This is a genomic window from Methylobacterium sp. CM6241 (assembly GCF_054817845.1).
Genome location: NZ_CM139246.1, coordinates 75,001 through 80,000, shown reverse-complemented (window position 1 = coordinate 80,000; position 5,000 = coordinate 75,001). Strand labels below are relative to the sequence as shown.

Annotated in this window: 5 protein-coding genes (2 of these 5 only partly in view); 4 read left to right on the top strand and 1 reads right to left on the bottom strand. The window is 64.4% G+C overall.

Annotated features, from left to right (window positions below):
* Positions 1 to 1,536, bottom strand: the 5' portion of a protein-coding gene (locus ACYQR9_RS00335) for a helicase-related protein (protein ID WP_461228339.1). It extends 606 nt beyond the left edge of the window; 1,536 of the gene's 2,142 nt are visible here — the first part of the coding sequence; the start codon lies at positions 1,534 to 1,536; the stop codon falls past the left edge of the window.
* A gap of 428 nt (positions 1,537 to 1,964) precedes the next feature.
* Between ACYQR9_RS00335 and ACYQR9_RS00330 the strand changes: the two genes are divergently transcribed.
* The 4 genes in view from ACYQR9_RS00330 to ACYQR9_RS00315 are tightly spaced (each overlapping or abutting the next) and all read left to right on the top strand, a layout consistent with a single transcriptional unit that may run on beyond the window.
* Entirely contained in the window at positions 1,965 to 3,131 is a 1,167-nt protein-coding gene (locus ACYQR9_RS00330; protein ID WP_461228338.1) for an acyl-CoA dehydrogenase family protein, read from the top strand.
* Positions 3,128 to 3,715, top strand: a complete 588-nt coding sequence (locus tag ACYQR9_RS00325) for a class I SAM-dependent DNA methyltransferase (RefSeq protein ID WP_461228337.1) — start codon at positions 3,128 to 3,130, stop codon at positions 3,713 to 3,715. Before ACYQR9_RS00330 ends, ACYQR9_RS00325 begins: the two co-directional genes overlap by 4 nt.
* The gene (locus ACYQR9_RS00320) at positions 3,693 to 4,433 is read left to right on the top strand and encodes a cytochrome b/b6 domain-containing protein (protein WP_461228336.1); all 741 of its coding nucleotides are present in this window, start codon (positions 3,693 to 3,695) and stop codon (positions 4,431 to 4,433) included. The genes ACYQR9_RS00325 and ACYQR9_RS00320 overlap by 23 nt, the downstream gene beginning before the upstream one ends.
* A protein-coding gene (locus ACYQR9_RS00315; RefSeq protein ID WP_461228335.1) for a molybdopterin-dependent oxidoreductase crosses the window boundary here: on the top strand, positions 4,430 to 5,000 show its 5' portion. The gene runs 170 nt beyond the window's last position; 571 of the gene's 741 nt are visible here — the first part of the coding sequence; the start codon lies at positions 4,430 to 4,432; the stop codon falls past the right edge of the window. Before ACYQR9_RS00320 ends, ACYQR9_RS00315 begins: the two co-directional genes overlap by 4 nt.

Below are 5,000 nucleotides of genomic sequence, written 5' to 3'. Positions count from 1 at the left end.
GACATCCTGATGTCCGAACCGTCCAGCGCGACCGGCAATTTGACGAATCTCTGAGTTTGTCAGCGCACGCTCGCCGACACCGTCCCATTTCCTTGTGGCGGAAAAGACGATGCGTTTCAGGGGACCGAGGTTGAGGCCCATGCCGATCGCGTCCGTGGTCACCAATACGGTGGCCTCACCGGTACGGAAGCGTGCCGCCTCCGCCCTCCGCACCTCGGGAGACAGGGCGCCGTAGATCGTCGCCACGCTATGTCCGGCCGCGACCAGGATTTCACGATTCTCGTGGACGGCACGACGCGAGAAGGCGACGACGGCGTCACCCGGCTCCACATTTTCCAAGGAAACCGGTTCCTCCATAAGAACCAGGGGTGTCTTGCGAACGAAGGTGATGACCTCGAGCGATTCGTTGGCGGCCTCCGCCGCGCGCCGGACAGCGGCGAGTGCATCGTCCGACCCGCAGACGATGACGGTCTTCGCCGGGATGCCGAACAGAGCATTGGTCCAGGCCCAGCCCCGGTCCGGGTCGGAGAGCATTTGAATCTCATCGATCACGGCAACATCGATGGGCCGCGTCAGGTCGGCGGTTTCGATGGTCCGCGATGTGTGGGTCGGTCTCTCCTCACCGAGAACCTCTTCGCCGGTCACCATCCCGGCCTTCAGGCCGCGCTCGGCCAATCCCTCGTAATTCTCGAGTGCGAGCAGGCGCAGCGGCGCCAGATAGGTGCCGGTTGGGGCCGCCGCCAAATGTTGCAGGGCCGCGTAGGTCTTGCCGGAATTGGTCGGCCCCATATGGAAGATGATGCGGCGGCCCAGGCGTCGGGCGGCCGTGAACTTCTCGATATACGCACCGAACCCGACCTGGTCGCGCAGGCGCCGCAAGCGCGAATCCTCCCTTGCGACGAGCTTCGCGCGTTTCCGCACCGGAGCCAGCGTATCGCTCATGGATCGGCCGAGATTCGGTCCGTCATGGAACACCCGTGAGCGGAGCGAGCGGTCCATATGGTCGATATAGGTGACGGCGTCGGCGCCGACCTCTCGCAGATCCCCGGCGATGGCGTCCCTGAGGCGTTCGAGGGAGGGACGGAGCGTCCGTCCCGTCTTTGCGGTGATCTCGGCGACCGCCGTTCGCAACGTTTCGATGCGCCAGGCGGGGTCGTTGCGCTCCGCCATGCCCGAGACGATGTCACTGGCGACGCCGTCCAGCGGGACCTCGACCCGCACGTCCATGCGACCGCCATCGAGGAGCGGTAGCATCACGCGCACCCGCCATATCAGCGTGTCGTTAGCGGCGATCGTCACCTTCAGCCCCGGCACGCTTCTGGCGACCGCTTCCGCTCCGGCCTTGGCGAAGGCATGCACGGCCTTCATTCGCCGTAGCGCCTTGCCCACACGCGCATCGTCGACGTAACCGCCGAATTCCGGAAGGTCGAGTTGGAGCCGCAGCCCCTCGATATCGACGGAACGTGGCGGAAGGCCGAGGCGGGCGACGGCTTCCATCAGGAGATCGACGGTGGAAGGAACGCGCTTTCGCGCCATGGGGACCGATCCTGGAACGGGTGAGGCAAAAGCCCGGACATGAAGCTCGGCAAAGCCGCACCGAAGGCGATTACAGAGCCGCGAGGAGGCTGCCCGATCTCGGACCCGCCGCCTATAACCGATATGGGGATAAACCGGCTTTTTTGGAGTTGTGGATCCCTGGCTGCGAGGACGATGCACGTCATGGGTGGCGATGCTGCCGAACCAGCCCGTCCTACGGTCGTTCACCCATGACCAGCGTTGCCGCCGGTCTGGCGGCCCGGTGGAGCGTCAGATCGCCCGTCATCGGCCGATCAAGAATCCAAGGTAAATCGTAGAATGTCCGCGCCTGGGTGTCGCACGGCGGAAGGCAGAACGAAGTATATCTGTCACGCTATTCCTATGTCATAAATATTTATCATAACGGATGCGACGCCCGCGTGGAGAGGATGAACAGCGTGGACCAACCGACACCGGTCGCCCACACCACTTTCGATCCCACGAATGCGGCGAGGATTGCCGCCAGGGCAGCGGCTGCACGGGCGGCCGAGCATGATCACGATGGCGGGTTTCCCGCGGCCGATGTGGAGCGTCTTCGCACGCTCGGCCTGCTTGCCGCGCCGATCCCGCGGGACGAGGACGGCGCTGGGCTTGGCGAAGAACCGGGGGCCGCAGACCTCTGTAGCGTGTTGCGCATCATCGGGAGTGGAAGCCTCGCCCTCGGCCGGATCTATGAGGGCCATGTCAACGCGCTCCAATTGGTCGCGCGCTACGGCGACCGTTCTCAGCGTGCGCGACTGTTCGACGACGCGCGGCAGGGGCATCTTTTCGGCGTCTGGAACACCGAACTTTTCGATGACGGGCTGAAGCTCGAGGAAGTGGCCGGCGGCTATCGCTTGAGGGCCGGCAAGATCCTCGCATCCGGGGCCGGTTTCGTCAGCCGCCCCCTGGTCACCGCCCGCACGGTTCCCGGCGATCTCGCCTTCATGGTGATACCGGAACTGACGCCCGGCACGCGGGCGGATCTGTCCGATTGGCGGGCGCATGGCATGCGTGCCTCGGCGACGGGAAAGGTCGATCTGACCGGCCTCCCTATCGGATCGGGTGAGCTGCTGGGCGAGCCGGATTCCTACTCGCGACAGCCGTATTTCTTCGGTGGAGCCTGGCGTTTCGCTGCCGTCCAGCTCGGGGGGATCGAGGGTGTCATCGACATCTGGCGCGATCACCTCCGCCGGACCGGCCGGGGACCTGATCCCCATCAATCGGCGCGGCTGGGAGAGGGGCTGATCGCCACCGAGACAGCCCGCCTATGGGTGGAGCGCGCCGCCCGTATCGTCTTCGAAGACAATCTCCATCCCGAGCGGATCGTGGCCTATGTTCATCTGGCGCGAACTGCCGTCGAGACAGCGGGACTTTCCGTGCTCCAGCTCGCCCAGCGCTCCGTGGGGCTGCAGGGTTTCCTTCGCGATCATCCCCTCGAACGCGCCTCGCGCGATCTCGCCACCTATCTTCGCCAGCCGGCACCGGATTTCGCGCTGACATCGGCCGCGCGTTATGTCCTTGGTGAGACCGTGTCCGCCGGAGATCTCTGGCGTGATTCCGGAGATGTGCCATGACGCGTCATTCGCAGACGATGCCGCCCGATTATTTCGACAACCGCTACGCCGAGGATCCCGATCCCTGGCAGTTCGCCACAAGCGAATACGAGGCCGCCAAGTATGCGGCGACGCTGGAAGCGTTGCCGAAGCCGCATTACGCGTCGGCTCTGGAGATAGGCTGTTCGATCGGCGTGTTCACCAAGGCGTTGGCAGCCCGATGCGACACCCTCATCGGTGTCGATACCGCGGAGAAGGCCCTCGAACAGGCACGTGAGCGCTGTCGGGAGGCGCCGCATGTGAGCTTTGAGCGGTTGCACGCTCCCAGCCAATGGCCTGCCGGCCGGTTCGACCTGATCCTAATATCCGAGGTCCTCTACTTTTTCGACGCAGCCGACATGCCCCGCCTGGCTGAGCGGATTCTCGGCACGCTCGACACGGGAGGCACCATCGCGCTGGTCCATTGGACCGGGCCGACCCATTATCCGCAGACGGGGGACGCGGCTTCGGACCAGCTCATCGACATCCTCGACTCGTCGATCCACGTCACTCATCGTCATCGCACCGATCGGTACCGGCTCGATGTCCTCACCCGCATCTCCTGACCTTCGCGCGGTGGCGAAGGAGGCGGGCCCACAATCCCGCCGCACCGTATTCCGGCACCCTGTCTGGCTGCGATTGACCCATTGGGTGAATGCTGCAGCCTTCCTGGTCCTGCTGATCAGTGGAATCGCCATCCTCCTCGCTCTGCCGCGATTGTTCTGGGGCGAGACGGGTGCCAACGGCGCCCCGGCATGGCTCGAACTTCCCCTACCGGTGAATCTCGAACAGACCGGCTGGGGCAGAAACCTGCACTTCCTCGCCGCCTGGATCCTGGTGATCAACGGGCTCGCCTATCTTCTCCTCGTTCTGGCGAGCGGACATCTTCGCAAGAACTTGGTGCCGAACAGGGATCAACTGTCCGCCCGGCATCTCGCCCGGGAAATCAGTGATCACGTCAGGTTCGAGAAGGCGCGCGGCAACGAGGCGCTTCGGTACAACGCGTTGCAGAAATTCGCTTATCTCGGCGTTGTCCTGATCCTGTTTCCGCTCATGGTGCTCACTGGCCTCACCATGTCGCCGGGCTTCACGACGGCGTTTCCCGAGCTCTTCACCCTGTTCGGTGGCCGCCAATCCGCGCGGACCATCCATTTTCTGGTGGCCAGCCTGCTCGTGTTGTTCCTGCTCATCCACGTGGCGCAGGTCTTCGTCGGCGGCGCGGCCAATCTCATGCGTTCGATGATCACGGGGCGCTTCACCATCCCCAGGGAGACGGAACGATGACCGATCTTTCCCGGCGTCGGCTTCTGGCGGGATCGGCCGGTCTCGTCGGGGCCGGTTTCCTCGGCGGTTGCGATGCGCCGGCGTTGAGCCGTCTGGCGACGCCCTATGATTGGAGCAACGGCCTGACCTTCGCCGTTCAGCGTTGGCTTCTCCGGCGCCAGCCCCTCGTCCGGGAGTTCGGACCCGAGGCGATCTCGGCCGTCTTTCCGACGATCAACACGACCGATCCGAACGATCCCGGCTACAAGACATCGAAGTCCCTCGGTTTCACGGATTGGAAGCTGCCGGTGACCGGTCTCGTGGAAAGGCCGGGAGCGTTTTCCCTAGCCGACCTCAAGGCGATGCCGGCCCGAACGCAGATCACGTTGCACAGCTGCGAGCAGGGATGGTCCGCCATTGCCGGGTGGACGGGAGTGCCGCTCGCAGGCCTGCTCGCTCATGTCGGCCTGAAGCCGGAGGCGCGCTTCGTCGTCATGCGCAGCGTCGATGGTTGGTGGGACAGTTTCGACTTGTTCGATGCGCTGCATCCCCAGACCATCCTCGCCTACGGCATGAACGGACAGGATC

Bases quoted from the DNA above. Each gene is read 5' to 3' on its own strand.
- ACYQR9_RS00330 (WP_461228338.1), top strand. From the start codon at position 1,965: ATGAACAGCGTGGACCAACCGACACCGGTCGCCCACACCACTTTCGAT.
- ACYQR9_RS00325 (WP_461228337.1), top strand. From the start codon at position 3,128: ATGACGCGTCATTCGCAGACGATGCCGCCCGATTATTTCGACAACCGC.
- ACYQR9_RS00320 (WP_461228336.1), top strand. From the start codon at position 3,693: ATGTCCTCACCCGCATCTCCTGACCTTCGCGCGGTGGCGAAGGAGGCG.